At 57.1% G+C, this 24,586-nt stretch carries 26 protein-coding genes; 7 read left to right on the top strand and 19 right to left on the bottom strand.

Annotated features, from left to right (window positions below):
- Positions 1 to 3 precede the first annotated feature (3 nt).
- Genes QEH57_RS11705 through QEH57_RS11695 form a run of 3 tightly spaced genes read right to left on the bottom strand, consistent with a single transcriptional unit; the run spans position 4 to position 2,015 of the window.
- Positions 4 to 849 carry an anti-sigma factor gene (locus QEH57_RS11705; protein ID WP_309006919.1) on the bottom strand — a complete coding sequence of 282 codons (846 nt, stop codon included), beginning with the start codon at positions 847 to 849 and terminating at the stop codon, positions 4 to 6.
- Positions 842 to 1,408, bottom strand: coding sequence for a sigma-70 family RNA polymerase sigma factor (locus QEH57_RS11700; RefSeq protein WP_309006918.1), 567 nt, complete (start codon positions 1,406 to 1,408; stop codon positions 842 to 844). The genes QEH57_RS11705 and QEH57_RS11700 overlap by 8 nt, the downstream gene beginning before the upstream one ends.
- Positions 1,409 to 1,448: 40 nt before the next feature.
- On the bottom strand, positions 1,449 to 2,015 hold the full coding sequence (locus tag QEH57_RS11695; RefSeq protein ID WP_309006917.1) for a hypothetical protein: 567 nt from the start codon (positions 2,013 to 2,015) through the stop codon (positions 1,449 to 1,451).
- Positions 2,016 to 2,211: 196 nt separating this feature from the next.
- Between QEH57_RS11695 and QEH57_RS11690 the strand changes: the two genes are divergently transcribed.
- Positions 2,212 to 3,351, top strand: coding sequence for a homoserine O-acetyltransferase (locus QEH57_RS11690; protein WP_309006916.1), 1,140 nt, complete (start codon positions 2,212 to 2,214; stop codon positions 3,349 to 3,351).
- Here QEH57_RS11690 and QEH57_RS11685 read toward each other — a convergent pair.
- The 3 genes from QEH57_RS11685 to QEH57_RS11675 form a co-directional block, all read right to left on the bottom strand.
- Complete coding sequence (locus tag QEH57_RS11685; RefSeq protein WP_309006915.1) at positions 3,348 to 3,866, bottom strand: hypothetical protein; 519 nt, start codon at positions 3,864 to 3,866, stop codon at positions 3,348 to 3,350. The two genes, QEH57_RS11690 and QEH57_RS11685, sit on opposite strands and share 4 nt — an antisense overlap.
- A gap of 110 nt (positions 3,867 to 3,976) precedes the next feature.
- Positions 3,977 to 4,579 (bottom strand): methionine biosynthesis protein MetW, encoded by a 603-nt coding sequence (locus QEH57_RS11680; RefSeq protein WP_309006914.1) that lies wholly within the window; start codon positions 4,577 to 4,579, stop codon positions 3,977 to 3,979.
- A gap of 87 nt (positions 4,580 to 4,666) precedes the next feature.
- Positions 4,667 to 4,876, bottom strand: a complete 210-nt coding sequence (locus QEH57_RS11675; protein ID WP_309006913.1) for a hypothetical protein — start codon at positions 4,874 to 4,876, stop codon at positions 4,667 to 4,669.
- Positions 4,877 to 5,060: 184 nt separating this feature from the next.
- On the opposite strand from QEH57_RS11675, the gene QEH57_RS11670 reads away from it, so the two are divergent.
- Positions 5,061 to 6,263 carry a glycosyltransferase gene (locus QEH57_RS11670; protein ID WP_309006912.1) on the top strand — a complete coding sequence of 401 codons (1,203 nt, stop codon included), beginning with the start codon at positions 5,061 to 5,063 and terminating at the stop codon, positions 6,261 to 6,263.
- Here QEH57_RS11670 and QEH57_RS11665 read toward each other — a convergent pair.
- The gene (locus QEH57_RS11665) at positions 6,226 to 7,485 is read right to left on the bottom strand and encodes a glycosyltransferase family 2 protein (RefSeq protein ID WP_309006911.1); all 1,260 of its coding nucleotides are present in this window, start codon (positions 7,483 to 7,485) and stop codon (positions 6,226 to 6,228) included. The genes QEH57_RS11670 and QEH57_RS11665 overlap by 38 nt on opposite strands.
- Positions 7,486 to 7,579: 94 nt before the next feature.
- Here QEH57_RS11665 and QEH57_RS11660 point away from each other — a divergent pair, with 94 nt between their 5' ends.
- From QEH57_RS11660 to QEH57_RS11645, 4 genes are read left to right on the top strand one after another with little or no spacing between them, the layout of a single operon-like run.
- A complete protein-coding gene (locus QEH57_RS11660; protein WP_309006910.1) occupies positions 7,580 to 8,389 on the top strand; it encodes an ABC transporter permease in 810 nt (269 codons plus the stop codon).
- The gene (locus QEH57_RS11655) at positions 8,386 to 9,765 is read left to right on the top strand and encodes an ABC transporter ATP-binding protein (RefSeq protein WP_309006909.1); all 1,380 of its coding nucleotides are present in this window, start codon (positions 8,386 to 8,388) and stop codon (positions 9,763 to 9,765) included. The genes QEH57_RS11660 and QEH57_RS11655 overlap by 4 nt, the downstream gene beginning before the upstream one ends.
- Positions 9,765 to 10,847 carry a class I SAM-dependent methyltransferase gene (locus QEH57_RS11650; protein WP_309006908.1) on the top strand — a complete coding sequence of 361 codons (1,083 nt, stop codon included), beginning with the start codon at positions 9,765 to 9,767 and terminating at the stop codon, positions 10,845 to 10,847. Before QEH57_RS11655 ends, QEH57_RS11650 begins: the two co-directional genes overlap by 1 nt.
- 15 nt (positions 10,848 to 10,862) lie before the next feature.
- Positions 10,863 to 12,761, top strand: coding sequence for a glycosyltransferase (locus QEH57_RS11645; protein ID WP_309006907.1), 1,899 nt, complete (start codon positions 10,863 to 10,865; stop codon positions 12,759 to 12,761).
- Positions 12,762 to 12,830: 69 nt separating this feature from the next.
- Here QEH57_RS11645 and atpC read toward each other — a convergent pair whose 3' ends face one another.
- The 8 genes from atpC to QEH57_RS11605 form a co-directional block, all read right to left on the bottom strand.
- On the bottom strand, positions 12,831 to 13,235 hold the full coding sequence (atpC, locus tag QEH57_RS11640) for an ATP synthase F1 subunit epsilon (RefSeq protein WP_309006906.1): 405 nt from the start codon (positions 13,233 to 13,235) through the stop codon (positions 12,831 to 12,833).
- A 21-nt stretch (positions 13,236 to 13,256) separates the two neighbouring features.
- Entirely contained in the window at positions 13,257 to 14,675 is a 1,419-nt protein-coding gene (gene atpD, locus QEH57_RS11635) for a F0F1 ATP synthase subunit beta (protein WP_309006905.1), read from the bottom strand.
- A 41-nt stretch (positions 14,676 to 14,716) separates the two neighbouring features.
- The gene (gene atpG, locus QEH57_RS11630; RefSeq protein WP_309006904.1) at positions 14,717 to 15,595 is read right to left on the bottom strand and encodes an ATP synthase F1 subunit gamma; all 879 of its coding nucleotides are present in this window, start codon (positions 15,593 to 15,595) and stop codon (positions 14,717 to 14,719) included.
- A gap of 39 nt (positions 15,596 to 15,634) precedes the next feature.
- On the bottom strand, positions 15,635 to 17,167 hold the full coding sequence (atpA, locus tag QEH57_RS11625) for a F0F1 ATP synthase subunit alpha (protein ID WP_309006903.1): 1,533 nt from the start codon (positions 17,165 to 17,167) through the stop codon (positions 15,635 to 15,637).
- Between the two features lie 47 nt (positions 17,168 to 17,214).
- Positions 17,215 to 17,610, bottom strand: a complete 396-nt coding sequence (locus QEH57_RS11620) for a F0F1 ATP synthase subunit delta (protein ID WP_309006902.1) — start codon at positions 17,608 to 17,610, stop codon at positions 17,215 to 17,217.
- A 24-nt stretch (positions 17,611 to 17,634) separates the two neighbouring features.
- Positions 17,635 to 18,183, bottom strand: coding sequence for a F0F1 ATP synthase subunit B (gene atpF / locus QEH57_RS11615; RefSeq protein WP_309006901.1), 549 nt, complete (start codon positions 18,181 to 18,183; stop codon positions 17,635 to 17,637).
- 88 nt (positions 18,184 to 18,271) lie between these two features.
- Entirely contained in the window at positions 18,272 to 18,478 is a 207-nt protein-coding gene (locus QEH57_RS11610) for an ATP synthase F0 subunit C (RefSeq protein ID WP_309006900.1), read from the bottom strand.
- A gap of 78 nt (positions 18,479 to 18,556) precedes the next feature.
- Positions 18,557 to 19,273, bottom strand: a complete 717-nt coding sequence (locus QEH57_RS11605; RefSeq protein ID WP_309006899.1) for a F0F1 ATP synthase subunit A — start codon at positions 19,271 to 19,273, stop codon at positions 18,557 to 18,559.
- Between the two features lie 300 nt (positions 19,274 to 19,573).
- Here QEH57_RS11605 and QEH57_RS11600 point away from each other — a divergent pair, with 300 nt between their 5' ends.
- Positions 19,574 to 19,771 carry a hypothetical protein gene (locus QEH57_RS11600; RefSeq protein ID WP_309006898.1) on the top strand — a complete coding sequence of 66 codons (198 nt, stop codon included), beginning with the start codon at positions 19,574 to 19,576 and terminating at the stop codon, positions 19,769 to 19,771.
- A 74-nt stretch (positions 19,772 to 19,845) separates the two neighbouring features.
- On the opposite strand, the gene trmB is transcribed toward QEH57_RS11600, so the two are convergent.
- The 4 genes from trmB to mnmG all read right to left on the bottom strand — a co-directional run bounded on the left by trmB (position 19,846) and on the right by mnmG (position 24,520).
- Positions 19,846 to 20,436, bottom strand: a complete 591-nt coding sequence (gene trmB, locus QEH57_RS11595) for a tRNA (guanosine(46)-N7)-methyltransferase TrmB (RefSeq protein ID WP_309006897.1) — start codon at positions 20,434 to 20,436, stop codon at positions 19,846 to 19,848.
- A 49-nt stretch (positions 20,437 to 20,485) separates the two neighbouring features.
- Positions 20,486 to 21,811: an ATP-binding protein gene (locus tag QEH57_RS11590; RefSeq protein WP_309006896.1), complete on the bottom strand. Its 1,326-nt coding sequence runs from the start codon at positions 21,809 to 21,811 to the stop codon at positions 20,486 to 20,488.
- A gap of 9 nt (positions 21,812 to 21,820) precedes the next feature.
- Positions 21,821 to 22,510 (bottom strand): response regulator transcription factor, encoded by a 690-nt coding sequence (locus tag QEH57_RS11585; protein WP_309006895.1) that lies wholly within the window; start codon positions 22,508 to 22,510, stop codon positions 21,821 to 21,823.
- A 168-nt stretch (positions 22,511 to 22,678) separates the two neighbouring features.
- On the bottom strand, positions 22,679 to 24,520 hold the full coding sequence (mnmG, locus tag QEH57_RS11580; RefSeq protein ID WP_343224771.1) for a tRNA uridine-5-carboxymethylaminomethyl(34) synthesis enzyme MnmG: 1,842 nt from the start codon (positions 24,518 to 24,520) through the stop codon (positions 22,679 to 22,681).
- Positions 24,521 to 24,586: the final 66 nt, after the last annotated feature.

Raw genomic sequence — 24,586 nt, 5'->3', positions numbered from 1 at the left:
AAGCTAGACGTCGCTCAGGACCACCATACCGCTGGGCGAAACGGGGTTCTCGCTTTCCTCCTCGGTCACGAAAAAGCTCAGCGAATCGAGGGATGCCCCTGCTGGAAGGGTAGACAGGTCGAAAAAGAAGAGGCCTCGCGACTCGTCCCCGATCGGCAAGGTCCCCGCTCGTACGGGAGCGGCGGTGGGTTTGGTCTTGGCCCAAACGTGGTAGCTCTTGTTGGGAGCCTCGCGCGGCAGGTTCTCCACCGCGATGAAGCCGATGTTGTAGCGCCGGTCGTAGATGGTGAAGCCGCCCGACATCTCCGCCACTTCGGCATCCGCCTGTCCGTCAAGGAATTGCCCCGAAGGAATGCCCTCCCGAGCGAACCAGTAGGCTTCCGCCAAGCCAGCCAACTCCAACATGCGATCCTCGACGGTAATGTCCTCGGAGGGAGTCTGCACCGCTACGATGCGCGGATTGGCGAGGTTGTTGAGCACGATGTCCGACTTCGCGGCGGCACCCTCTTGCTCGCTGAAGATGCTGAGCCCGAAGGCCAATGCGGCGCAGGCCGCCGTCGCCCAGCCTCCCCACGTCACGAAGGACGCCAATTTCGATCCCGACGGACGCTTGCCTTGCCGGCTCCGCGCCGGAGCGTCGATCTGCTCCATGATGCTGGCGTAGGCTTGGAACGGTGGCTCCCGGCGCCCTGGCACTGCGTCGAGCTCGCCAAGCTTCTGGTAGCCGTGCACCAGGGCTTGCAGCTCGCGATCCTCGCGGACTTGGTTTTCGAATTCCTCCTGTTCGGACTCCGGCAAGATGCCGAGGGCGTAGAGTTGGGCTTTTTCTTCTATGAGTTCGTTATTCATAGCTGGATGCCATCATGGTTTTGAGTCGTTGCATGCCGCGGCGCATAGCGGTTTTCACCGTGCCGAGCGGCATATTGAGCTGATCTGAAATTTCTTGCTGGGTGAGCCCCTTGTTCATGGCGAGCTGCAGGCTCAGGCGCTGGGAATCCGGCAGGCGCTCGACCATCTCGCCCAAAATGCTGAGCTGATCGTCGAGCTCCACTCGCTCGGACGGATTCGTCTCGGGCTGGCGCTGCTCCTCAACCGGCTGGAGGGCCACGGGGTCGTCGGTCACGGTTACTGGCTTCATGGCCCGTATCCGGTCGATGCAAAGCCGCTTGGTAATCAACACGCACCAGCTGAACGGGCGCGAGAGGCTGCGGTCGTAGCGCGGCGCCGAACGCCAGATTTTCACGAAAGCGTCTTGCAGCACCTCTTCGGCCAGGCCGCGGTCGCGCAGGAACTTCGTGATATAGGAATAGAGCGGACGGGAGTAGCGAGCGTACAGCTCGTCGAAGGCCGCCCGCTCCCCGCGCGCGATCCGTCGTATCAACTCCGCCTCGATACTGGCGTCGTCCATTGACTGAGATGTCTCTCCACCCATACGAATCGAAGACTCTCTACTCGCTTTCTGAGACGTCATTCTCGCCTTCCGCTTCGCCTTTTTCCTCCTCCAGCAGTCCGACAGACAGTCTCGTGTTAAGCTCCATGACCATCTCCGCGACGGCTTCTTCCATGACTTCGTTATGGGCGCGCATCACGCGATCGTAGCCGCCGAAAGGAGCCGGCGTGCGGGTAAAGTAGGTCCCAAACTTGTTCCTGGCGTAGTCGCGCTTGATGCTGGCGCTGAAACGGGCCTCCACCTCGCTCAAGCCGTTGTTTCCCCACTTAAAGATCGTCAGGTCCAATCGGGGCTGGTTGGGCGGCGTACGCTGCGCCCCAAAGCGCTCGATCTTGTAGGCCAGCGGAAATTTGATGTCCTCCAGCACGTCCTCCAGGATTTTCTCGACCCGGTGGAATCGGTCGTTCTCGCCCAAGCTGCTCCCATTCACGTAAACGCTGTCCATCACCTGGATGTAGAGCGTATCCGTCGATCTCAGGTAGATATAGGGAACGTCCTTCTTGGGCCGGGCGCTGCCAAGACACGCAAGCGTCAAGAAACACGATAGGAGAATGGCGATTTTCATGGGTTCACTCAAAGGAGGGCGAAACGACAATCGCTGCCCCTCGCAAGTGGGTTCGTCGCGGGAGGAGACGCGGATTCAATTTCTAATCAAAGCGGGCCTCATTCAAAGAAAAAATCCGCCCGCCTCCGGACTCCAGCCCCGCAAGTCCCCTTCTTCGCTCTCGACACCTGCCCACGGCCCCACAAAAACTCCCTACATGAACGCAACCGAAGAGGATCTAGGGCTGGACGAAGCCGGCGAGGTAGGACTCGTCGAGCCGATCGATTTCCACTACCCGCACCCCTATAAGTTCGAAAGCGGTCAAAGCATCCCGGAGTTCACCCTGCGCTACGAAACCTACGGCCGCCTCAACGCCGAAGGCACCAACGTCATCCTCGTGGCCCACGCCCTCACCGGCGACCACCACTGCGCCGGCATCCACAGCCTCCGCGACCGCAAGCCGGGCTGGTGGAACAACATGATCGGCCCCGGCAAGCCCATCGACACCAAGCGCTTCTTCGTCATCTGCTCCAACTGCATCGGCGGCTGCCAAGGCTCCACTGGGCCCAAGTCCATCAACCCGGAAACCGGCGCCCCCTACAACCTCACCTTCCCCTTCGTCAACATCGTCGACATGGTGAGAACCCAGAAGATCCTGCTCGACAGCATTGGCGTCAAGAAACTGCACGCCGCCGTCGGCGGTTCCATGGGCGGCATGCAAGTCCTGCAGTGGGCGATCGAATACCCGGACTTCGTGGAGCGAATCCTGCCCATGGCCACCACCTGGCGCCAAAAGTCCCAAGCCATCGCCTTCGACGAGGTCGGACGCCAGGCCATCATGCAAGATCCCGAGTGGCGCGAAGGCAATTACGACCCGGACAAGGGCCCCAACATGGGCCTAGCCATCGCCCGCATGATGGCCCACATCACTTACCTCTCGGATACCAGCATGGACCGCAAGTTCGGCCGGCGCCGCCAGGAAGGCTACAACAGCAAGTACACCTTCGACATCGAATTCGAGGTGGAGAGCTACCTGCGCTACCAGGGCGAAAGCTTCACCAATCGCTTCGACGCCAACACCTATCTCTACTTCACTCGAGCCCTCGGCTATTTCGACCTGGCGGGCGACTACGGCAGCTTGGACAAGGCCGTGGCCAACATGAAATGCCGCGCCCTAGTGGTCGGCTTCACCTCCGACTGGCTCTTCCCTCCCGCCCAAAACCGGGAAGTGGTGCTCGCCATGCTCCGCCAGGGCAAGGAAGCCTCCTACCTGCAAATCGACATGGACCTCGGCCACGACTCCTTCCTCGTCGACTCCGAAGAGCTCTTCGAGCTCACCCGAGCCTTCCTCGCCTAGGCCGACACTGCGAGGCAGCTGAAGGTGATCAGCACCTGGGTCGCCTTCTTGGGCTGCCGGAGATAGCGCACCGAAACGCCAAAGGCTTCGCACAAGGCTCGAGCCATGCCTTCCAGAAAGGAACAGCAGCGGCGAGCTCCACGGCAGGCAACCTTGAGACGATCCTCCCCCGAACCCGTTACTTCCACCGAAAAGGCAGCGATGCCCGGAAGCGGCGGCTCCTCGCTGAACGATTTAAAACGGGAAAACAAAGCATCCAGCGCCACCAAGGGGCCGCCTGCTTCCGTTTCCGCAACAAGCTCCTCCCGCAAGCCCGAACGCGCCAACCAGCGAGCCCCGATCTGACGCAGCAGCTCCTCCGTATCCACCGCCAGTCGCTGGGCAAGGGACCAAAGGCTCAGGTCAAACTCGATCTCGTCCCGGACGGATTCGAGCTTGGGCGCGAACTCGCGGTAGATTTCGGCGCGAGCGCTTGGGGAAACGTCTTGGGTAGCAAGGTCGAGAAACGGGGTCATAGTACTCCCGCCAACCTGAGTAAAAGCCACCGCCGATCCTAGCCAAAACCGCACTTCGCGGCGCCCAAGCGGAACGTTTAGTCCAATTTTTAAAGGTAGCCGGCGATCGGCTAGGCCTTGGCCTTCAAGTCGTAGAGGGCGTAGCCGCTGAGCAAATTCGGCAGGAGGCGCTTCTCCGACTCCCAGTTACCGCCAAGACAAAGGTGGCGGGCCACCTGGATGCCCCGCTTCTGGCAGAAAACCTCGAACTGCTTCACTGAAAGCGGGTTGCTGGGACGCGACTTCGACCACGGGGTCGGATAGACCTCGTTGCGGATGATCCGCCCATTGAAAAGCATGCTCAGGCGATTGCGCCAGTAGCCGTAGTTCACGAAGCCCACCAGCATATGGTTGGAAACCCGCAAGGCTTCCTCGATCACCAAAGCCGGCGAACTGAGCTCCTGCAAGGTGCGCGAGCAGATCACGTAGTCGAAATGCTTGTCCGGGAAGGAGCCCATGAAATCCATCATGTCTCCCATGTAGATGCTCAAGCCCCGCTTCACGCAGGAACGGGCCTTTTCCGGATCGAGGTCTACCCCGACCGCCTCTACCCCGAGCTTCTGCTTCAGATACTCGAGCAAGACGCCGCGACCGCACCCGAGATCCAGCACGCGCGAGCCGGGTTCCACCCACTCGCTCATCACCCGCATATCAACTGTTCGCTTGTCCTTCATCGATTCGCCTCCTCGGCAAGAATCGCCTAGAAAAGCCCTGCCCCGCTTCCCGCACAAGGATGAAACGAAGGCAAAATCAAGAAGTCCTCAGCGGCCCGGACGCTTCAGGCGCAAGAGCACCACCAAGCCGAAAAACACGGCCCCTACCAAGCCGTACGAACCTTGGATGCTTCCAAAAACGGACGTTTCCAGCACCTCCAAGTTCACGTCGCTGGGCAGCAATTCGGAAATGACCGAATTCGCCAAGGCAAACTGACTCACTCCAACTAACAAGATAACTGCGACTACGGCTTTCATGACACAATGGAAATAGGATAAGCTCGGAAACCTGAAACACCGAGTATGCAGCAGGTATAAGTTGGTAAATTTACGGATCAAGCTAATTATAAAAAAAATGTAAGAAACCTATTAGCCGCGTAAATCGCAGCCGTCCTCGCAAATGGCTCGCCATCGGATCCATCGCCTGCAGCAAAGAAGGACGATGACCGATCAAGCAGCTCGCCCCCTCCACGTCGCCTACGACATCGCCCGCCTATCTGCCGGCGGGTTCAACGGCGGCATCAAGGTGCACCACTACGAGTTCTTGAAACGCTTCGTGCTCAAGCACTCCCACGAGATCCGGCTCTTCGTTTTCTGCCGCGAGGAAATTATTCCAGAGCTGAGCTTCCTCTCCTTGGAAGGACGCCACCAAATCCACGTGCTCGGCCCCCGGAAAGACTACGAGCCACGCAACAGCGACGGTTCCCTGCCCATCCTTCGCTACTGGGCCGACCTCCCCGAAGATCTGCTTTCCTTGCTCGAGGTCGACGTCCTCTACGCGGGCTTCGGCTTTTCCCAGCTCTACACTCCCAAGGTTCCTCAAGTCAGCCTCATCGTGGACGCGCTGCACAAAAGCTGCCCCGACTCCCTCCCCTCTGCGGAGGTGGAATTTCGCGACCGCTGGTACGCGGAAGCCATCGAGCGCTCCACCCTCGTGCAAACCAACTCGGAGTTCTGCAAGGCCCAGCTGGTGGAAGCCTTCCAGGCCCCTCCGGAAAAAGTGTTCACCATCCCCCTCCCCCTGCACGCTCGCTTCAACCAGGTCAAGATGGGCAACCTGCCCGCAGCCATCGCCCACCTGCCGCACAAGTACTTCCTCTACCCCGCCAACTTCTGGCCCCACAAGAACCACGAGCGCCTGCTCGAAGCCTACGCCCGCTACCACCGGAAGGCCGGCCCCCAGGCCCTGCATCTCGTGCTTACTGGGCAAAAGGACGAGCGCGGGGAACTCATCGCCCGGGCCGTCGCCCAGCACGGCTTGCAAGACTTCGCGCACCTGATCGGACACACCGAGCTCGACGCCTACAAGGCGGTTTGGGAGCTCGCCCATTCCTTGGTCTTCCCTAGCCGCTACGAAGGCTTCGGCCTGCCCCTGCTGGAAGCCCACTACTTCCAGAAGCCCGTGCTGCGCAGCCGCGACGTCTACGACGCCCACTTGCTCGCGCCCAAAGCCTTAGCAGTTGATACCACCGACGTCGACGCCATGGCCGAAGCCCTCGGCGAACTGCAGGCCCACCCCAAGGACTACCTCGACGACGGCTCCACCCTGAGCCATTTCGATCGCCGGGACGAATACTACCGCCTCTTCGGCTACCTGGAGAAAGCCGCTAATCGTCGTCGCACCAGCGTCGCCACAGACGTTTAGCCAGGCCGGTCCAGATTTCGCGCTTCAGACGCGAAAGGCTGTAAGGCTCCGACAAGTAACGGTCGAACTTGTCGTATTTCGAAAATCCTTCCCGCACCGTGCGCCAAACCACCGGCCACGGGGCGAACTTCGCCACCAACCAAACCCGATTTCGCAGGGAATAAAAGATGGTCATGGCTGAAAGCACCCCCGTCGTCGCCGATCCGTGATGCCGTACCACGCTCCGCGGCGCAAAAAGGACTTTCCATCCGGAGCGACGGAGACGCAGGCAAAGGTCGCTGTCTTCGAAATAGGCGAAAAACTCCTCGTCGAAAGGCTGGTCCGTCAAAGCCGCGCGCCGGAGCAGCAAGGAGCAGCCGCTACCCATCTCCAGCTCTTTGGGTCGCGAAAATTCCGGACCGTCCTTCTGGTAAAGCCCCAGCTCCCGCAAGCTCCAGTCCTCCGTAAACTCGCTGCCGGCGCCGTTCACCAAATCGAAGGAGGCTCCGTTCGGTATCTCCAATCGCAGCTCTTGCCTCGCCCCCTCCAGCTCAACCGAGATCGCGCCATCCCCACCTTCGATCCTAAAACGGGCCCGCTTGCCGGACTGACTGCGGTGCGAACCGATTTGCAAGGGCAGCTCGCCCGCCTCCGCGACCGGAAAATAAAGGGTCGCCCGCCCTTCCGTCCAAACCCAGTACTCACCCTCGATCAGCTCCAAGCGGTGCGTGCCTTCGCGCTGGTAAAGCGAGGCCTGGCGCTTCGCCAGCCGGACCTGCACCCCTAGCCAACGATCGTCCTCTACCCCGTCCTCCAAATCCGGACGGAACAAGGGAGCCTCGATTTCCACCTTCACGTAGCGATCGTAGAACAGCACCTTGCCGCAAACGGCCGCGGTTTTCGGGTCGGCCTCCAAAGCGCTAACCAGCTCCTGCAACCAATCGCGCTCAGGCACGGCGTCGTTGTTCAAAAGCGCGAGGTACTTGCCCCGGGCGCGACTGGCTGCGAAGTTAACGCCACCGGCGAAGCCCAAGTTTCCCTGCCCCTTCAGAAGCCGCACCGGAATCTCGCCCAGATTTGCGGGGATCTGCAAAGGACCGCCGTTCTGCACCACTACCAACTCGAAATCGCGGAAAGTCTGCCCTTCGATGGCTACCAGCAACTCCGGCCAAAACCGTTGCCCGTTGTAATCCAGGACCAGCACCGATACCAACGGCTTAGAATGCAATTTGTCCTCGATCATCCCACCCCCAAACTCATAGTCGGCGAAAATGTCAATAGGTCCTAGACTTCGCCCAGCAACACGCGCCGCCGGCCAGAGCTGAAGCGCCTTCCCGATGAAACTCTTCACCGCTTCAGCCCAAGCTTCGCGCTCCATCGTCACGCACTGGCACCTCACCCTGCAACTGGCCACTCGCAACATCCAGATGCAGTACCGAGGCAGCTACCTCGGCGTCGTTTGGACCCTGCTCTCCCCGCTCATGATGCTGGGCATCTACTCCTTCGTCTTCGGCTACGTCTTCAGCGGCTCCTTCAACAACGAAACGCCCTTGCAGCACGCCCTCGGCATCTTCGTGGGACTCGCCATCCACAACTTCTTCGCGGAGACCATCGTACTCACACCGACCCTGATCCAATCCCACGCCAGCTTCGTCAAGAAGGTCGTCTTCCCCCTCGAGACCCTCGTCATCGCCCGCCTCATCGCCTCCCTGCTCACCCTCGCCATCAAGTCCGCCCTCATCGTCGTCGCCGCCCTTCTCATGGGCAACGGCATCTCCCTCGCCCATCTGGGCATCTTCGCCATGCTGCCCATCATGTTCCTCATGGCCACCGGCATCGGCATGCTCTTCGCCAGCATCGGAGTGGTCATCAAGGACTTGGGCAACGCTTCGCAATTCATGTCCATGGCCCTGCTCTTCGGCAGCGCCGTCTTCTACCCGATCGACAAGATTCCCCCCGCCGCTTGGACCTACCTCCAGTTCAACCCCCTCGTCTACATGATCGACGGGATTCGCGACATCGTGCTCTGGAACCAAGCCATGCCGCTGGAGAACTACACCGCTCCCGCCATCGCGGCCGTAGTCATCTTCCTGCTCGGGAACTACGTCTTCCAAAAGCTTCGGCCCTCCTTCCCCGACTACCTATGAGCGAAAGCGAATACGTCGTTAACTGCCAAAACGTCTCCAAGGACTACAAGATTTGGAGAGACTCCTCCTCCCGCCTCAAAGCTCCCATCTGGGCCCTCTTCCGCAGAGCCTTCGACAACGGCAAGGACGACAATCCCTACTACTCCACTTTCTCGGCCCTCAAGGACGTTAGCTTCCAGCTGAAACGCGGCGAATCCATCGGCATCATCGGACGCAACGGGTCCGGAAAAAGCACCTTGCTGCAAATCCTAGCCGGCACCCTGCAGCCCACCCGCGGCTCCGCCAGCACCCAAGGCCGCGTCGCCGCCCTCCTGGAGCTGGGCTCCGGTTTCAACCCAGAGTTCTCCGGGCGCGAAAACATCTACCTCTACGCCTCCATTCTCGGATTCAGCCGCAAGTCGATCAACGAGAAGCTCCAGGAAATCATCGACTTCTCCGAGCTGGAAACCTTCATCGACCAACCGCTCAAGACCTACAGCAGCGGCATGACCATCCGCCTCGCCTTCTCGGTCCGCATCCACCTCGATCCCGAAATCCTCATCATCGACGAAGCCCTCGCGGTGGGAGATTTCTACTTCGTGCAAAAATGCACCCGCTTCATCCGCGAGTTCATCAAGGACAAGACCCTCGTCCTCGTCACCCACGACCTCTCCTCGGTCCAAAACCTCTGCGAACGCTGCATCTGGCTCAAGGACGGCGAAGTCATGTACGACGGCCCTCCCAAGGGCGCCGTGGAAAAATACCTCGCCTACTACCACGCCGCCAGCAATCGCCATCAGGTCGAAAGCGAGTCCACCGGCAAATCCGTCAAGCGAGTTGCCCTGGAGAGCAAGGACCACGACAAGCAGTTCCACGACCAGCGCGAAGAGGAAGCCCTCGCCCAACGGGCCAACCAATGGGAGGTCCTGCTACTCGACGAACCCGCCGAAAGTTTCGGAACCGGGGAAGGCAGCATCGTCGAGTGTCGCCTCGAGGACACGCAAGGCCGCCGCCTCGTTGGAGTGGTGGGCGGAGAAATCGTTCGCTTCGTGATCATCGCCCAAGCCAGCACCGAAATCGATCAGCCCATCCTCGGCTTCAACCTGAAGGACCGGCACGGCCAATACATCTTCGGCGAAAACACCTTTCTCGCCAACCGCGACCAAGGTCTAAGCCTCAAGCCCGAGCAGAAGATTTCCGCGACCTTCGAGTTTCGCATGCCTATCCTGCACCCCGGCGAATACGCCTTCACCGCTGCCCTCGCCAAAGGCACCCAAGAAACGCACGCCCAGATCGAGTGGGTGCACGAAGCCCTCGTCATTCGCTCCGAGTCCCCCGTTACTCACCAAGGCCTGTGCGGCATTCCCATGCACAAGATCATTACCGAAACCCTCTGATGGAACGTTTCGACCCAGAACTCAAAGACCGGTATCCACAGCTCTACTACGAGCACTTTCACCGTTACCTCGTAGCCAAAGAGCATATCCAAGGCGGCCGCGTCCTAGACCTTGCTTGCGGCGAGGGATACGGAACCGCTCTCCTCTCCCAAACGGCGACAGCCTGCCTCGGCATCGATATCGATTCCGTAGCCATCGAGCAGGCGAAGCGAAAATACGGGTCCGAGAACGTCCATTTCCATGTCGCCGATTGCTGCGACACCCAGCTCGAGTCCCAATCCTTCGACGCCATCGTAAGCTTCGAAACCATCGAACACCTGACTTCGCCAGCCGCTTTCGTAGCGGAACTCAAGAGACTGCTAAAGCCGAACGGACTGCTCTTTATATCATCCCCGGACAAACGGGAATACACCGAGGTAAACAAGATATCCAATCCCCATCACCTCAAAGAACTCTACCATCAAGAGTTTAAAGAGCTGCTCTCCTCCGCGTTCACAAACTGCCAATTTTCCAAGCAACGCCTCGTAGCCGGTTCCCTGATACATGCCGACAAATCCAGCGAAGCGAGGACTGGCATCTACAGCGGCGACCCTGAAAGCAGCCGCTTTTCAACAGAGCTACAGCAGGGCCTCTACTCCTTCGCCGTCTGCTCCAACGCTCCACTGCCTGCCATTCACCTCGGTTTATTCGAGAACAAGCAACACAGCGACTTCTCCTGGGACGCCATCGAAAACTATCGCCCCACGCTTCAAAAGCTCGCCCAAAGCTCCAAAGAACTGGCGGCCAAGGAAGCCACACCAAGCGTCGAATCCCTCAGCAAGCTCGTATCCGATATCGAACGACAGAATGTGCTCGCCCAGGAAATCATTTCCGAAAAGGAAAAAACAATAAGCGAACTGCACGCCGCCGTCGCTCGACTGGAAAGCGAGAAAAGCGACCTTAAGACCGAGGTCGCTACTATAACGTCCGAGCGGGACAACTTCCAAGAACGCTACCAAAACCTCCTCTCCACCTTCTCCTGGAAAGTAACCGTTCCGCTACGAGCCCTTCGGCGACTCTTCGAAAAACGACGCTCCAAGTAGCCCTCCTCTGCCTCGATGGACCCTCTGGTATCCATAGTCATTCCCGTCCACAATCACGTTGGCTACCTGCTTACTTGCCTGCGATCCATCGAACGCACCGCGAATCGAACGAGCTACGAAATCATCGTCATCGACGACCACTCCGACGCACGAAACGCGCACGAACTCGATCAAATCGAAGGGATTCGACTCATCCGCAACTACGAAAACCTTGGCTTTCTTCGTAGCTGCAACCGAGCAGCTCTCAATGCGCGGGGCCAGTTCATAGTCTTCCTCAACAGCGACACCGAAGTCACCGATCATTGGCTGGACGAACTCCTCGATACCTTCCACCGATTCGACAAGGTCGGGATCGTCGGATCCAAACTCATCTACCCCGATGGGACCCTTCAAGAGTGCGGCGGAATAATTTGGAGCAACGGAACCGGCTGTAACTACGGGCGCGGAGAAGACAGAAACAATCAGGAATATGGATACACAAGAGAAGTAGACTATGTATCAGGGGCGTCACTACTCATAGAAAGGGAGCTCTTTGTAGAATGCGGACTCTTCGACTACCGTTTCGCCCCCGCCTACTATGAAGACACCGATCTTGCCTTCAAAGTGCGCGAACTGGGAAGAAAGGTTCTCGTAGAACCGAAATCCATAGTCATCCACCACGAAGGCCTTTCCAACGGGACCGATGAAAACGCTGGCGTCAAACGCTACCAAGAAGTCAACCGAAAGGTTTTTGTTGAAAAATGGAAGAAGGTTCTCAACGCGGAACACCTCGCGCCGGGAGCTGATTTCATTAGAGCACGAGACCGAAGCCTAAGCAAAAAAAGGATCCTGGTTATCGATCACTACGTACCTCCGTTCGACAAGGACGCAGGTTCTCGTTGTATCTATCTCTACCTGCAGCTCCTGAAGGAACTCGATCTCTCCGTTACCTTCCTTCCCAACAATTTCTATCAGGCCGAACCTTATACGAGCGAACTGGAGCGGCTTGGGATCGAAGTTATATACGGAAAGCGACATCGAGAAAACATCGATAGCTGGGCACAGATACACTTCCCCACCTACGACTATATTCTCCTTTCAAGACCTAATATAGCGGTCCAGCACCTCGATAGGATCAAGCGCTACAGCCATGCGAAAACGCTATTCTTCGGCCACGACATCCATCACCTAAGACTCCAACGCGAGCGCGACCTGACCGGAAACGTAGAACTTGCGGAGAGCATTGCCGTAGCAAAATCGGAAGAGGAGAAAGTCTGGAGTTTTTGCGATACGCTTCTCTATCCATCGCAGGAAGAAGTCGCCTACGTAAAAGAAAGATGCGGCCAAAAGTCTGTAGTCGAAGTGCCTATATACTTTTACGACGCGGTTGAGGCGACCCCTAACGACTTCGCGGATCGGAAAGGCATTCTTTTCGTGGGAAACTTCAACCATCCCCCCAATATCGACGGACTCCGTTGGTTTTTCTCCGATGTGTATCCACTCCTTCGCGACAACGAGATCGCTATCCCTCTCTCCATCGTCGGTTCCTCCATACCGGATGAAGTTCTTTCCTACGCGTCGGATTCCGTATCCATTTTCCCGGAACTCACCGACGAAGAACTCGCAGGACGCTACCGCAAAAGCAGGATTGCGATCGCGCCGCTACGCTTCGGAGCTGGAGTAAAAGGCAAGGTGCTGGAATCTCTTTTCTACCAGCTCCCCATCGTCACAACGAGCTACGGAGCCCAAGGAATTCCGAACTTGGAAGAGGCGGCCTCCATAGAGGATACCGCGGCTGGCTTCGCCCAATCCTGCCTCTCGCTCTACTTGAACGAACGCAAGTGGAACGACACCCGCAAGAGCGCGGCGTCGGTTCTGCTCGGCAAATTCTCCCGCTCCAACGCGAAACAGATTCTTCTGCAACTGCTGGATTGAGAATCCGGATACAAAAAAACGCTAACCGTTTCCGGTTAGCGTTCTGAAAGTATTAGAAATCGAAACCTACTATTTCTTTTTCTTTAGAAGCTGTTGGATGGTTGCGTACTGAATGGTGGTCTCGAGTTGAGCCAGCTCTTCAGCGCTCATTTCCTTGGCGTTCTTCAGCGCTTCCTGAGCGCGAGCCTTGGCAGCTTCCACTTCGTTTTCGTCGATGTCGGACTCGCTGATCGCGTGTTCCGCAAGGATCGAAACCTTGTCGCCGATGCACTGCGCGAAGCCCTTGCTCACCGCAAGGTGGTCAACCGTCCCCGACTTAGATACAGCGATGTCGCCAGGCTGGATCTCAGTGAGAAGCGGAATGTGACCGGGCATGATGCCGACTTCACCTGAAGTGGTTGGCATGACGACGGAATCGATCCTCTCGTCGTATACCTTGCCGTGCGGCGTTACTATTTCTAGTTGGAGTGACATTTCCTACCGGGTTGCTCTGGCTTAGGCCTTGGACGCTTCGAGAACTTCGTCGAGTCCGCCCTTCATGTAGAAGTCGTTTTCGGCGATGTGGTCGAGCTCGCCATCGAGGATCTGCTTGAAGCCCTTGATGGTTTCGGAAACGGGAACGATCTTGCCTGGGAATCCAGTGAAGACTTCCGCCACGTTGAACGGCTGGGAGAGGAACTTCTGGATCTTACGAGCGCGGAATACGGTCTGCTTGTCTTCCGGAGAAAGCTCGTCGAGACCGAGGATCGCGATGATGTCCTGCAAATCCTTGTAGCGCTGAAGTACGCGCTGAACGCCGCGGGCCACGTCGTAGTGCTCTTGGCCAACAACGGCTGGCTCGAGCGCCTTCGATACGGAAGCGAGTGGGTCAACCGCTGGGTAGATACCCAAGTCAGCGATGGAGCGCTCAAGTACGATCGTGGAGTCGAGGTGAGCGAAGGTGTTCGCTGGAGCAGGGTCGGTCAAGTCGTCCGCAGGTACGTATACCGCCTGGAAGGAAGTAACGGATCCCTTGGTGGTGGAAGTGATACGCTCCTGGAGAGCACCCATTTCAGAAGAGAGCGTTGGCTGGTAACCTACCGCAGATGGGGAACGTCCGAGAAGCGCGGATACTTCGGAACCGGCTTGGGAGAAACGGAAGACGTTGTCTACGAAGAGCAGTACGTCCTGGTTCTTTTCGTCGCGGAAGTACTCAGCCATGGAAAGAGCCGAGAGAGCGACACGCATACGTGCGCCAGGTGGTTCGTTCATCTGGCCGTACACGAGAGCAACCTTGGAGTTCTCGATGTTCTCCTGGTCGATAACGCCAGAGTCGGACATTTCGTGGTAAAGGTCGTTACCTTCACGGGAACGCTCACCGACACCAGCGAATACGGAGTAACCACCGTGAGTCTTCGCGATGTTGTTGATGAGCTCCATGATCACAACGGTCTTACCAACACCGGCACCACCGAAGGCGCCAACCTTACCACCCTTGATGAACGGGCAAATGAGGTCGATGACCTTGATGCCTGTCTCGAGGATGGTGGCCTTGGTGTCCTGCTCGGTGAGCGGAGGAGCTGGACGGTGGATCGGGTACTTCTTGTCGAACTTGACTTCGCCGCGCTGGTCGACGGGGTCGCCCGTGACGTTGAAGATACGGCCGAGAACGCCTTCGCCAACCGGTACGGAAATAGGGGCGCCGGAGTCGACAATCTCCATGCCGCGCTTGAGACCTTCCGTGGAAGACATCGCAACCGCACGCACAACGCCCTCACCGAGGTGCTGCTGAACTTCGAGAGTCAGGTCGATCTTTTCGCCAGCGGCTTCGAACTGAATGGTAAGCGCCTGGTAGATGGGCGGGATCGTTTCGGGTGCAAACTTAACGTCTACAACGGGTCCAATGACTTGGAGGATCTTTCCGGTGTTGCTCATAGCGTTTTCGGTGATGGAAGTTTTGTTTTAAAAGGAGGTTTTTAGCCGTTGGACGATGTAGCCGCGGCAATTTCGAGAATTTCTTGAGTGATGGCCGCCTGACGGGCCTTGTTGAACTGAAGCGTGAGGGAATCGAGAAGGGTCGATGCGTTGTCCTTCGCTGTCTTCATCGCAACCATTCGAGCGCTGTGCTCGGATGCGCGGGCCGAAAGAATGGCTTGATGCGCCTCGCGGTTGACGAAAAGCGGAAGCAAGGAGGAGAGAATCGCTTCAGGGTTGGGCTCGAACTTGAACCGACGTTCGTCCAAGCTTTCTTGATACGGCTCGGCGTCCTTCCCGCGAAGTCCGTTGATCATGTCGTCGAGGTTGCTGATCGGGAGGAGCTTTCCGAAGGAAGCTTCCTGGACCAACGTATTCACGAAACGGGGATAGAGGATCTCGACCGTGTCGATCTCGCCCGCTTCGTACTTTTCGATCATGAACTCGACGATCTGCTTTACCTGCAGGTAAGGCACTTCATCGGGTACGGAGAACTCGGCGAGCAGGTCCAGCTTGTTACGGCTGACGAACTGTACTGCCTTGCGACCGATGGTGACGAACTTTGCGTCGCTCTTCACCTTCAGCACTTCGCGGAAAACGTTGCTGTTGAGAGGTCCGCAAAGTCCTCGGTCTGTGGATACAACGAGGATGCCGCGCTTCTTTACTTCGCGTTCCTCGAAAAAGGGATGCTCGATTTCGTCAATACGTCCGGAGACGTTTGCCAAAACTTCGGCGAGCAGCGCCGCATAGGCCTGACCAGAAGACGCGTTTTGCTGCGCCTTCTTCATCTTCGAAGCCGCGACAAGCTCCATCGCCTTGGTGATCTGGCGAGTGTTCTTGACCGACTTTATTCGGCCTCGGATTTCTTTAGTGCTAGGCATCTATGGAAGAGGTTCGCGAGGATTCTAGACGAGTCAGGATTAAGCGAAGCTTGGCTTCCACTCGTCGTAAGCCTTCTTGAGCTCGGCTTGCAACTCGTCGTCGATCTTCGCCTTCTCACGGATGCTCACGAGGAGAAACTCCTTGCGAGTGGTGAAGAATTCGCGGATCGAACCAGCGGCGGCCACGATCTTGGAAACGTCGATATCGTCGTAGTAGTTGTTCTGGATACCCCAGAGTACGGCCACCTGCTCCTCGATGGGGAGCGGGTTGAACGCAGGCTGCTTGAAGAGCTCCACGATACGGGCGCCGCGGTCGAGCTGGGCCTTGGTCTTGGCATCGAGGTCGGAACCGAACTGGGCGAAGGCCGCGAGTTCGCGGAACTGGGCGAGCTCCAGCTTGATCTTACCGGCAACCTGCTTGGTGGCCTTGATCTGCGCCGCGGATCCCACGCGAGAAACGGAAAGACCCACCGATACCGCAGGGCGGATACCTTGGTTGAAGAGGTCCGTTTCGAGGAAGATCTGTCCGTCGGTGATCGAGATCACGTTGGTTGGGATGTAAGCCGAAAGGTCGCCAGCGAGGGTCTCGATGATAGGAAGCGCCGTGATGGATCCGTTTCCGTTGTCTTCGTTTACGCGGGCGGAACGCTCGAGCAAGCGGGAGTGCAGGTAGAATACGTCACCTGGGTACGCTTCGCGGCCGGATGGACGCTTGAGTACGAGGGACATCTGGCGGTAAGCCGCTGCGTGCTTGGAAAGGTCATCGTAAACGATGAGGGCGTCCATACCGTTGGACATGAACCACTCGGCCATCGCCACGCCCGAGTAAGGAGCGAGGTACTGGTCGGCCGCTGCGTCCGCCGCACCAGCGACGACGAGGATGGTGTACTTGAGCGCGTCAGCCGCTTCGAGAACGCCGAGCGTACGAGCGATGTTGGAGTTCTTTTGACCGACCGCTACGTAAACGGAGTAAACGGGACGGAAATCGGGATCGCCGGAAGCCAGGCCAACGTCGTTGATCTTCGCCTGGTTGATGATGGTGTCGATCGCGATCGTAGTCTTGCCGGTACCGCGGTCGCCGATGATGAGTTCACGCTGGCCGCGACCGATCGGGATCATGGAGTCGATCGCCATGATGCCGGTAGCGAGCGGCTGGTCGACGGACTTACGCTCGATGATGCCAGGAGCGATCTTTTCAACTGGGTTCGTCTCGGTGCTTTCGATCGGGCCCTTGCCGTCAACCGGCTTGCCGAGAGCGTCGACAACGCGGCCGAGCAAGCCCTTGCCAACAGGAACGGAAAGCAGCTGGCCAGTGCACTTCGCTTCGTCGCCAGCCTTGAGGTGAGTCGACTCGCCGAGGATAACAACACCCACGAAATCTTCTTCAAGGTTGAGGGCGATGCCGATCGTTCCGCCAGGGAACTCGATCATTTCGTTGTACATGGCCTGGGAAAGGCCGTCGATCTTGGCAACGCCGTCCGCGATGGTGACGATCTTGCCTGTGTTGCTCTGGACCGTCTTGGCCTGGAGATTAGCGATCTGTTGTTCGATTTGCTCGATGACGGAACTCATAGTGTTCTAGCGTTTTGAAAGTATGCGTTTTCTGAAAGGAGGGTGATTTAAGAGAGCGTCGCCTCTAGCTCTTTGAGAGCTCCGGCAACCGAGGAGTCGTAAACGTCGCAGCCGACCCGCACGCGGATGCCCGCGATGAGTGAGTCGTTTTGGCTAGTGGTGACGGAAATGTTGCGACCGTAGTGGGCGGAGAACTTGGAACGGATCGCTTCGAGAGCGGAGTCGCCAATTTCGCCAGCGTGTTCCACAGCGGCAGTGCTGTTCGCGACTTCGCGCTGAACGAGCTTCAGGTACTCCTTGAGGACCGAAGCGTAGTTACGCGGTGGATTCTTTTCCAAGGACTGCAAAACCGCAGCAGCACGCTCTTCGGAGAACTGGCCGTCCTCGAGAGAGATCTTGAGAAGCCCCTTCGCGTAGTTGATGATTTGCTTGTCGCGTGTCATTGAAATTCAGGTACAGCTCGTGGCTTAAACGAGTGTTGAGGACGCGCTCTCGGAATAGCGGGCCTTTTCTTCAGCGGAAAGTTCCTTGGAGAGAACCTTGCCAGCAGTGGCGACAACGAGACGGGAGATTTCGCTGCGAGCTTCGGCGAGCATCTGCTTGCGATCGTTTTCGATCTGGCGCTCTGCCTTCTTGGTGATGTCTTCCGCAGCCTTGATCGCTTCTTGAGCAGACTTCTCGATACGGGCTTCAGCGGTCTGACGCGCCTCCGTAACGATGGTCTTCGCCTCGACGGACGCTTCCTGAAGGATACGCTTCTTTTCCGCTTCGGCTTCAGCAAGTTTGACCTTCATCTCTTCCGCATACTTGAGTCCGGAATCGATTTTGGCTTCGCGCTCTTCCATCGTAGCCATCACTGGCTTGAAAGCGAACTTCCAGAGCACGACCGCAAGGATCGTGAAGCTGATCGCCTGCATGATGATGTGGCTCCCATGGATACCAAACGTTTCGACGAGGTTCGCTGAGTCAGCTGCTTGAGGATCTGCCGCCGCGAGGACTTGGATGAGGTCAATCATGTTCGTAGAGAGATACGAGAGTAGTTGAGAAAAATGGCTAAGGCACCACCAGCGCGAACGCGGATGGTGCCAAAAATATCAAGCGAGCTTACTTGATGAAGAAGATGGCGAGAATGCCGAGACCTTCTGCGAGAGCCATACCGAGGATCGCCTGAACGAGGATCTTACCGGAAGCTCCGGGGTTACGACCGACTGCTTCCGCAGCCTTGAGACCGATGAGGCCTACTCCAACCGCTGCTCCGAGAGCACCGATACCTGCACCAATGTTACCTGTGATTTCCGCGAGGATGTTCATTATACGTTTTTTATTTTGTTAGCTATTATATTGCCGCCCACATTTTATGCACATGGTCCCGACAACAGATTGTTTACTCTAGTGGTGCTCTTCTCCGTCACCATGGTTGCAGATGAGTCCCACGTACACGCTGAACAGTAGGATGAATACCAGCGGTTGGACAAAGCCGACAATGAGCTCGAGAAAGTAGAAAGGGAAAATGAAGCCGGTCTGGTGCAGCAGGCTCTCGCCGCCGTAGATGTTGCCGAAGAGTCGGACCGAAAGAGTGAGCGGACGAATCAAGATGGAAACCACTTCGATAACGCCGACGATGAGGAAGATTGGCCACAGCGCCATCCACATGAACTTGCCGACTTCCCGCTTGTCCGCCTTGTTGCCAAAGAGATCCTTGATCAGGACGGCAGGACCGTCGGACTTGAGCACGATGAAGAGCCAAGCGATCATGGTAACACCGGCCAGCGCAATCGTTCCGTTCCAGTCTGCGTTAGCAGGACGTATCCAAGGTTCAGTAACATGGAAATGACCATCCTCGCCAGTATAGCCCATACCGACACTGCCCACGCCCGGGAGCAGACCGCTCCAGTTTTGGATCAGGATGTAGAAGAAGAGCCCCAAGATAACGGGCAAAGTCATTCTGAAAGCCTTGTTGCCCACGATCGGCGACGTGGTGTCGCGCACGAAGCAAAGCAAGGATTCCACCAGAGCTTGTCCCTTGGAAGGAACCATCTTGGGACGGCCAACCATGGCGCGGATCCCAAGAATGAGCAGGATCGAAATCACCCAACTCGTCACCATAGAGTTGGTGACTGGTAGCCCGAACACGTTAAAAAGTTCATTCGCCGCAGGGCTAACCGCAGCAGATGCATCGGCTACTGGAAGCAGTAGCGCTAGTGATGAGAGAAGAAATGTCTTTTTGCCCGCCATAGGTGAAAGAAGGAGGACTTGTTGTACCACCCTCGAGGAACCGTCAACTCTGGAAAGACTTTTTACGCCTATTAGAGTCGATTGTAAGTAATTCATTTCATACCTAGTACGGATTCTAATACTGAACGTAAGTTCTTGGCTCAGCCCCACCAATCTGAAAGTAAAAAGCCCATGGCTAAGGATAATCTCACCAACGCTCTGAGCGGCTTGAAGGAAATCGAAAAAAAACGATCTCCCCACAAGGCCGCGAAAAAGCGCCCAGCCAAGCGCGGCCGCCCCAAGGCCTTCGATCCTTTCTACCTGTTCTGTACCATCCTCGCGATATTGGCCATCGGTCTCCAACTGGTCGCCATCGCAGTCTACAGCTAGGGACGGCGGGAATCGAAAGACTATATAATAGTGTTGCGCAGCTTGGCTGCTAACAGCTCGTAAAGGCTAACGAACTACTGCTTAACAATAATGAGCGACTGGTAGCTGTCCGCGCGGTTTTGGAAGACGGTTTCTCGCTCGAACGGCCATGGAGCTTCCCTGTCTCTCTTCCAAAGGTCTTGTTCAGCAATCACTTCCTCAGCCCATTCGAAATAAGGGTCGTGGTCGGTCCTGAAGTGGCAACGCACGCCCGCCTCGCAACGGCTGGCGAGCTCTTCGAGGAATTTCACGCTGAAAAGGCGATTTTTCCAGTGCCGCTTCTTAGGCCATGGATCGGGAAAAAGGATGAAAACCTCGTTCAAACGGACATGGCGAGGCATGAGGTCGAGCACTTCAAAAGCCTCGCCGCGCACGAAGCGCGCATTGCTCGCCCCTGCTCGACGAACCTTCTTCTCCGCCCGCTCGATGCGATCGCCGATAATATCGACTCCGAGACACTGCTTCTCGGGGAACGCGACCGCAAAGTCGGCCAACCAATGCCCGTGGCCGCAACCGATTTCGAGGCTCAATTCCGCCGGTTCTGGAAACATCGCGGCAAGATTCTTCTCAAGCTCGCTGCGACGCTTTTTAACCCATTCGAGATGCTGTTCGTAACCGGGATTCATGGCAGCGGGTTTTAAGCGCCGAATGTCCCCAGCTTTCAACCCGTATTTCTCAGCTGCCTTCAGTTTCCACGTGGAACTGGCGGGGCGAGGCCGCACCTTCGGAGCTCGCAAGCAGCGGCAAGCTGAAGACGACGCGCAAGCCGCCCTTCTCCGCGATTTCCGCCCAGACCTGGCCGTCATGCCATTCGATGATGTGCTTCACGATGCTCAAGCCCAGCCCGGTTCCGCCCGTCTCTCGGGAACGCCCCTTGTCGACTCGATAGAAACGCTCGAAGATCTTGTTCAGGTCTTCCTTCGGCACCCCTGCCCCTTCGTCCTCCACCCACAGAAGCAATTCCGCGCCGCGAACCCGAGCTCCGATTCGCACGCTCCCACCTTCCGGCGAATACTTGCAGGCGTTTTCGACCAGGTTGTCGAAAACTTGGCGAAGCTTGAGCACGTCGTACCGAACCTTCGCCCACATCTCCGCAGGAAAAGCCGTTTCGACCTTCAGGCCGGACTTCCTTGGATTCGAACCATAGTCCACCGCTATCTCGCGGATCCAAGACAGCACGTCCGACTCCGACCAATCGAAACTGGGAGAATCGCTTTCCAAACGGGAAAGGCTAAGCAAGTCGTTGATAAGCAAAGCCAAACGTTCGGAGTGGCGGTAAATCGTGGAAATGAACTGAGCCCGATCCGCTAGGGGCATCGTTTCATGGTCCGACACCAAGGTCTCGGAATAGCCCTTGATCACGGCCACCGGCGTCTTCAACTCGTGCGACGCGTTGGCGACGAAATTCTTGCGGGCTTGGGCCAACAGCTTTTGGCGGGTGGTATCGTGCAGCACGAAGAGAAACCAAGGGGCATTTCCTTCCAAGGCCTCCGACAAACGGGCCGCCGTTACATCGAGCCAAACTTCGGATTGCCCGCTCCGAAACGCGATTTCTCGCTTGGCAGGCCCCCTGCCCTTTTTCACGTCCCAAACGAAATCGAGAAAGTCGGAGTTTCCCATGCCACTCTCGATGCGCTGGCCCACGCTGTTGGACATCGAAGGGAAAATCTTCTTCAAGGCGTTGTTTACCAACAGGATGTAATTATCCCGATCGATAATCATCACCCCTTCCTGCAGACTTCCCAAGGTCGTTTCGATCTGGTTAAGCTGCCCGCTGCTCTTGCGGCTCAGGCTATTGTTGTCCTCGATCAGCCGATTCAATTCCTCCAGCAGCAGCCCCCAATTTTCGTTCACCTCCCGGAATTCGGAAGAGTGCGTAAGGATCGAAGTGCGGCTCGTGAGGGACTCGGCAAGCAACCGGATCGCTACCTTCTGTCGGAAGTATTTGTTCGCGAAGAAGACAGCGAAGCCTAAAGCGACGCAGGCAAAAATAATGGTCATAAGAAGGTACTACCGGCTTTCAACTAAGCGGTAGCCCACCCCACGAACGGTCTCAAGCCAAGAGGCCTCATTGCCGAGCTTTTCACGCAAGCGACGCATGTGAGTGTCCACCGTGCGCGTCTCGATGTCGTTCTCGTAGTTCCACACTTTCTGGAGAAGCGTTTCACGGGTCTGGACCTTGCCCCTTTCCTCGAGAAGCAGCTTCAGCAAGCGAAACTCCGTAGCCGTCAAGTCGACACCCTCGGATTCCACTTCGACGCGATGATGTTCCACGTCCATGCGGATTCCGTTCACCTCGAGAATTTTCGCTTCCTCGGTCTCTCCCCTACGCTTCAGGATCGCCGACACGCGCAGCATCAGCTCCTTTGGACTGAAAGGCTTGCAGACATAATCGTCAGCGCCGCTTTCGAAGCCATCGATCCGATCGCCCTCCTCCGTCTTCGCGCTCAAGAAGATGATAGGTATCTCCTTCAAGGACGAGTCGGCCCGCATCAAGCGACAAACCTGCAAACCGCTGAAATCCGGCATCATGATATCGAGCACGACGAGCTCGGGCCTGAACTGCCGAGCGGTCTCGAGAGCCAAACGGGAATCGTTCAAAGTCCGGACTTCATAGCCGCGTTGCCGTAGATGGTAGCTCAACAACTCAGTCACATCGACTTCGTCGTCTACCACCAAAATTCTCTTTGAGTCATCCATAGCTACCATAAGCGTAATAAATAAGAACCCGATTGTTACGAGACAAAGTCGGAGCGCAACCGCAGCTGCGTTACAATTCAGTGACGTAGCGAACCGTGCCCCGCAAACGAACTTTCTACGCCAATCTCAATTGTAAAAACTTTACTTATTTTATTTATATTCAACAAGTTAGGACCTTAATGCAATCATCAAAATACTGATGTCAGACGGGTTCACACCACTAATTCGGCCCGCTTGGGCCAAAGTTGCAGGTCGGGTCTCGCTCAACTTCGCGATCGACTCCAAACGCAGTCCATTGAGCTTCGAATAGTCGAAATCGGCCGGAATCTTGATCTTTTCAACGTCCTTGAGCTTCGCGATTTGCCTGGTTTCGCGCTCGAGATAGCCCGCGTACTTGGCCCGATACAATACCTGTTCGAGCGTACTTTTCTCCAAGGTCGCTAACTCAGGAGGCAGCTCGCCCTCCCCTAGCCCACGGCGAATATGAGTCGCCCAAGTGGCCGTATCGCGACGGTTCTTCTCCAACCACTCGACCCACTTTTCGACGTTAGCCTTCTTGGCTTTCATTCGCTGCAGACGCTCGTCCGAGACCAATCCGTGAGCCGCCGCATGCTCCAGCATTCGCAACTCCGCGCTGCCGTGGTTGAACAGCAAGCGATACTCCGCTCGGCTCGTGAACATGCGGTAGGGCTCCTTGGTTCCCTTCGTCACCAGGTCGTCGATCAAGACTCCAATGTAGCCGTCGTGACGCTTCAGCACCATCGGCTCCTCTCCCCTCGCCTTCAGCACCGCATTGACCCCGGCAACAAGCCCCTGGCACGCCGCTTCCTCGTAGCCGGAAGTTCCGTTTATTTGGCCCGCAAAAAAGAGATTCTCAACCTTCTTGGATTCGAGGTGAGGATAAAGCTGGGTCGGAGGAGCGAAATCGTACTCCACCGCGTAGGCGGGACGCAAAAGATGCACGTTTTGCAGCCCATCGATCGAACGCAGCATCTCCAGCTGCGTTCCGAACGGCAGGCTGGTGGACAGGCCGTTCACGTAATACTCGTTGGTGTTCCGCCCTTCCGGCTCCAAAAACAGCATATGACGCGTCTTTTCCGCGAAACGAACGAACTTGTCCTCGATGCTGGGACAATACCGCGGGCCCGTACCTTCGATTTCGCCTCCGTACATAGCCGACAGGTGCAGGTTGTCGTTCACGATCTGCTGGGTTTCCTTCGACGTGTAAGTGATCCAACAGGAGACTTGGTCCGTTCCCGGCTTCCAGCCCGCGAATTGTTCTCCGCGTTGTTCCACGTGGAACAGATCCTTTTCTCCCCGCGTGTCGTAGAAACCGAACAAGGCTGGCGTTTCGTCGCCCTTTTGTTCCTCAAGTCCCGAAAAGTCGATAGTACGTCCGAGCAGCCGCGGCGGCGTACCGGTTTTCAGGCGCTCGAGCTCGATGCCGGCCTCCAGAAAGCTTCCGGAAAGCGTCTTGGCGGAATAATCGCCCATCCGTCCGCCTTCGGTCTTGTTCTTTCCCACGTGCATCAAGCCTCGCAGGAAGGTTCCGGTAGTGACCACCAAGGTCTTTCCGTAGAAATCCACGTCCAAGTTGGTCTTGCATCCTACCACCTTGCCGTTTTTGAAGATCAGTCCCGTAACCGTAGCCTGGAAGATGGAAAGGTTTTCCTGCAGTTCCAGCACGTGTTTCATACGCAGAGCGTATACTTTCTTGTCGCACTGAGCCCGGGGAGACTGCACGGCTGGGCCCTTGGAAGCGTTCAGCAAACGAAACTGGATCCCCGAAACGTCGGCGTTCACCGCCATCTCGCCGCCGAGAGCGTCAATTTCCCGCACAATTTGCCCTTTGGCCACGCCGCCGATCGCGGGGTTGCAGCTCATCGCAGCGATCGTGTCGATATTGCCGCTCAAAACCAAGGTCCGGGCCCCCATGCGGGCAGCAGCCAAAGCGGCCTCGCATCCAGCGTGTCCCGCCCCACAAACTATCACATCGTACTCATCCAGCATTCCGCTCATGGACGGGGACGATAGGAGAGGGGGCTACAAGCTCAAGCAGCTTCGTACGCCCCAGAA

This window comes from Pelagicoccus sp. SDUM812005 (assembly GCF_031127875.1).
GTDB lineage: Bacteria > Verrucomicrobiota > Verrucomicrobiia > Opitutales > Opitutaceae > Pelagicoccus.
Note: the sequence above shows the minus strand (reverse complement) of the source record. Positions and strands in the feature narration are given on the sequence as shown.

What these genes read in the sequence shown, in the direction of transcription:
- QEH57_RS11705 (WP_309006919.1), bottom strand. Translation starts at nt 849, where the DNA reads ATGAATAACGAACTCATAGAAGAAAAAGCCCAACTCTACGCCCTCGGC.
- QEH57_RS11700 (WP_309006918.1), bottom strand. Translation starts at nt 1,408, where the DNA reads ATGGACGACGCCAGTATCGAGGCGGAGTTGATACGACGGATCGCGCGC.
- QEH57_RS11695 (WP_309006917.1), bottom strand. Translation starts at nt 2,015, where the DNA reads ATGAAAATCGCCATTCTCCTATCGTGTTTCTTGACGCTTGCGTGTCTT.
- QEH57_RS11690 (WP_309006916.1), top strand. Translation starts at nt 2,212, where the DNA reads ATGAACGCAACCGAAGAGGATCTAGGGCTGGACGAAGCCGGCGAGGTA.
- QEH57_RS11685 (WP_309006915.1), bottom strand. Translation starts at nt 3,866, where the DNA reads ATGACCCCGTTTCTCGACCTTGCTACCCAAGACGTTTCCCCAAGCGCT.
- QEH57_RS11680 (WP_309006914.1), bottom strand. Translation starts at nt 4,579, where the DNA reads ATGAAGGACAAGCGAACAGTTGATATGCGGGTGATGAGCGAGTGGGTG.
- QEH57_RS11675 (WP_309006913.1), bottom strand. Translation starts at nt 4,876, where the DNA reads ATGAAAGCCGTAGTCGCAGTTATCTTGTTAGTTGGAGTGAGTCAGTTT.
- QEH57_RS11670 (WP_309006912.1), top strand. Translation starts at nt 5,061, where the DNA reads ATGACCGATCAAGCAGCTCGCCCCCTCCACGTCGCCTACGACATCGCC.
- QEH57_RS11665 (WP_309006911.1), bottom strand. Translation starts at nt 7,485, where the DNA reads ATGATCGAGGACAAATTGCATTCTAAGCCGTTGGTATCGGTGCTGGTC.
- QEH57_RS11660 (WP_309006910.1), top strand. Translation starts at nt 7,580, where the DNA reads ATGAAACTCTTCACCGCTTCAGCCCAAGCTTCGCGCTCCATCGTCACG.
- QEH57_RS11655 (WP_309006909.1), top strand. Translation starts at nt 8,386, where the DNA reads ATGAGCGAAAGCGAATACGTCGTTAACTGCCAAAACGTCTCCAAGGAC.
- QEH57_RS11650 (WP_309006908.1), top strand. Translation starts at nt 9,765, where the DNA reads ATGGAACGTTTCGACCCAGAACTCAAAGACCGGTATCCACAGCTCTAC.
- QEH57_RS11645 (WP_309006907.1), top strand. Translation starts at nt 10,863, where the DNA reads ATGGACCCTCTGGTATCCATAGTCATTCCCGTCCACAATCACGTTGGC.
- atpC (WP_309006906.1), bottom strand. Translation starts at nt 13,235, where the DNA reads ATGTCACTCCAACTAGAAATAGTAACGCCGCACGGCAAGGTATACGAC.
- atpD (WP_309006905.1), bottom strand. Translation starts at nt 14,675, where the DNA reads ATGAGCAACACCGGAAAGATCCTCCAAGTCATTGGACCCGTTGTAGAC.
- atpG (WP_309006904.1), bottom strand. Translation starts at nt 15,595, where the DNA reads ATGCCTAGCACTAAAGAAATCCGAGGCCGAATAAAGTCGGTCAAGAAC.
- atpA (WP_309006903.1), bottom strand. Translation starts at nt 17,167, where the DNA reads ATGAGTTCCGTCATCGAGCAAATCGAACAACAGATCGCTAATCTCCAG.
- QEH57_RS11620 (WP_309006902.1), bottom strand. Translation starts at nt 17,610, where the DNA reads ATGACACGCGACAAGCAAATCATCAACTACGCGAAGGGGCTTCTCAAG.
- atpF (WP_309006901.1), bottom strand. Translation starts at nt 18,183, where the DNA reads ATGATTGACCTCATCCAAGTCCTCGCGGCGGCAGATCCTCAAGCAGCT.
- QEH57_RS11610 (WP_309006900.1), bottom strand. Translation starts at nt 18,478, where the DNA reads ATGAACATCCTCGCGGAAATCACAGGTAACATTGGTGCAGGTATCGGT.
- QEH57_RS11605 (WP_309006899.1), bottom strand. Translation starts at nt 19,273, where the DNA reads ATGGTGACGAGTTGGGTGATTTCGATCCTGCTCATTCTTGGGATCCGC.
- QEH57_RS11600 (WP_309006898.1), top strand. Translation starts at nt 19,574, where the DNA reads ATGGCTAAGGATAATCTCACCAACGCTCTGAGCGGCTTGAAGGAAATC.
- trmB (WP_309006897.1), bottom strand. Translation starts at nt 20,436, where the DNA reads ATGAATCCCGGTTACGAACAGCATCTCGAATGGGTTAAAAAGCGTCGC.
- QEH57_RS11590 (WP_309006896.1), bottom strand. Translation starts at nt 21,811, where the DNA reads ATGACCATTATTTTTGCCTGCGTCGCTTTAGGCTTCGCTGTCTTCTTC.
- QEH57_RS11585 (WP_309006895.1), bottom strand. Translation starts at nt 22,510, where the DNA reads ATGGATGACTCAAAGAGAATTTTGGTGGTAGACGACGAAGTCGATGTG.
- mnmG (WP_343224771.1), bottom strand. Translation starts at nt 24,520, where the DNA reads ATGCTGGATGAGTACGATGTGATAGTTTGTGGGGCGGGACACGCTGGA.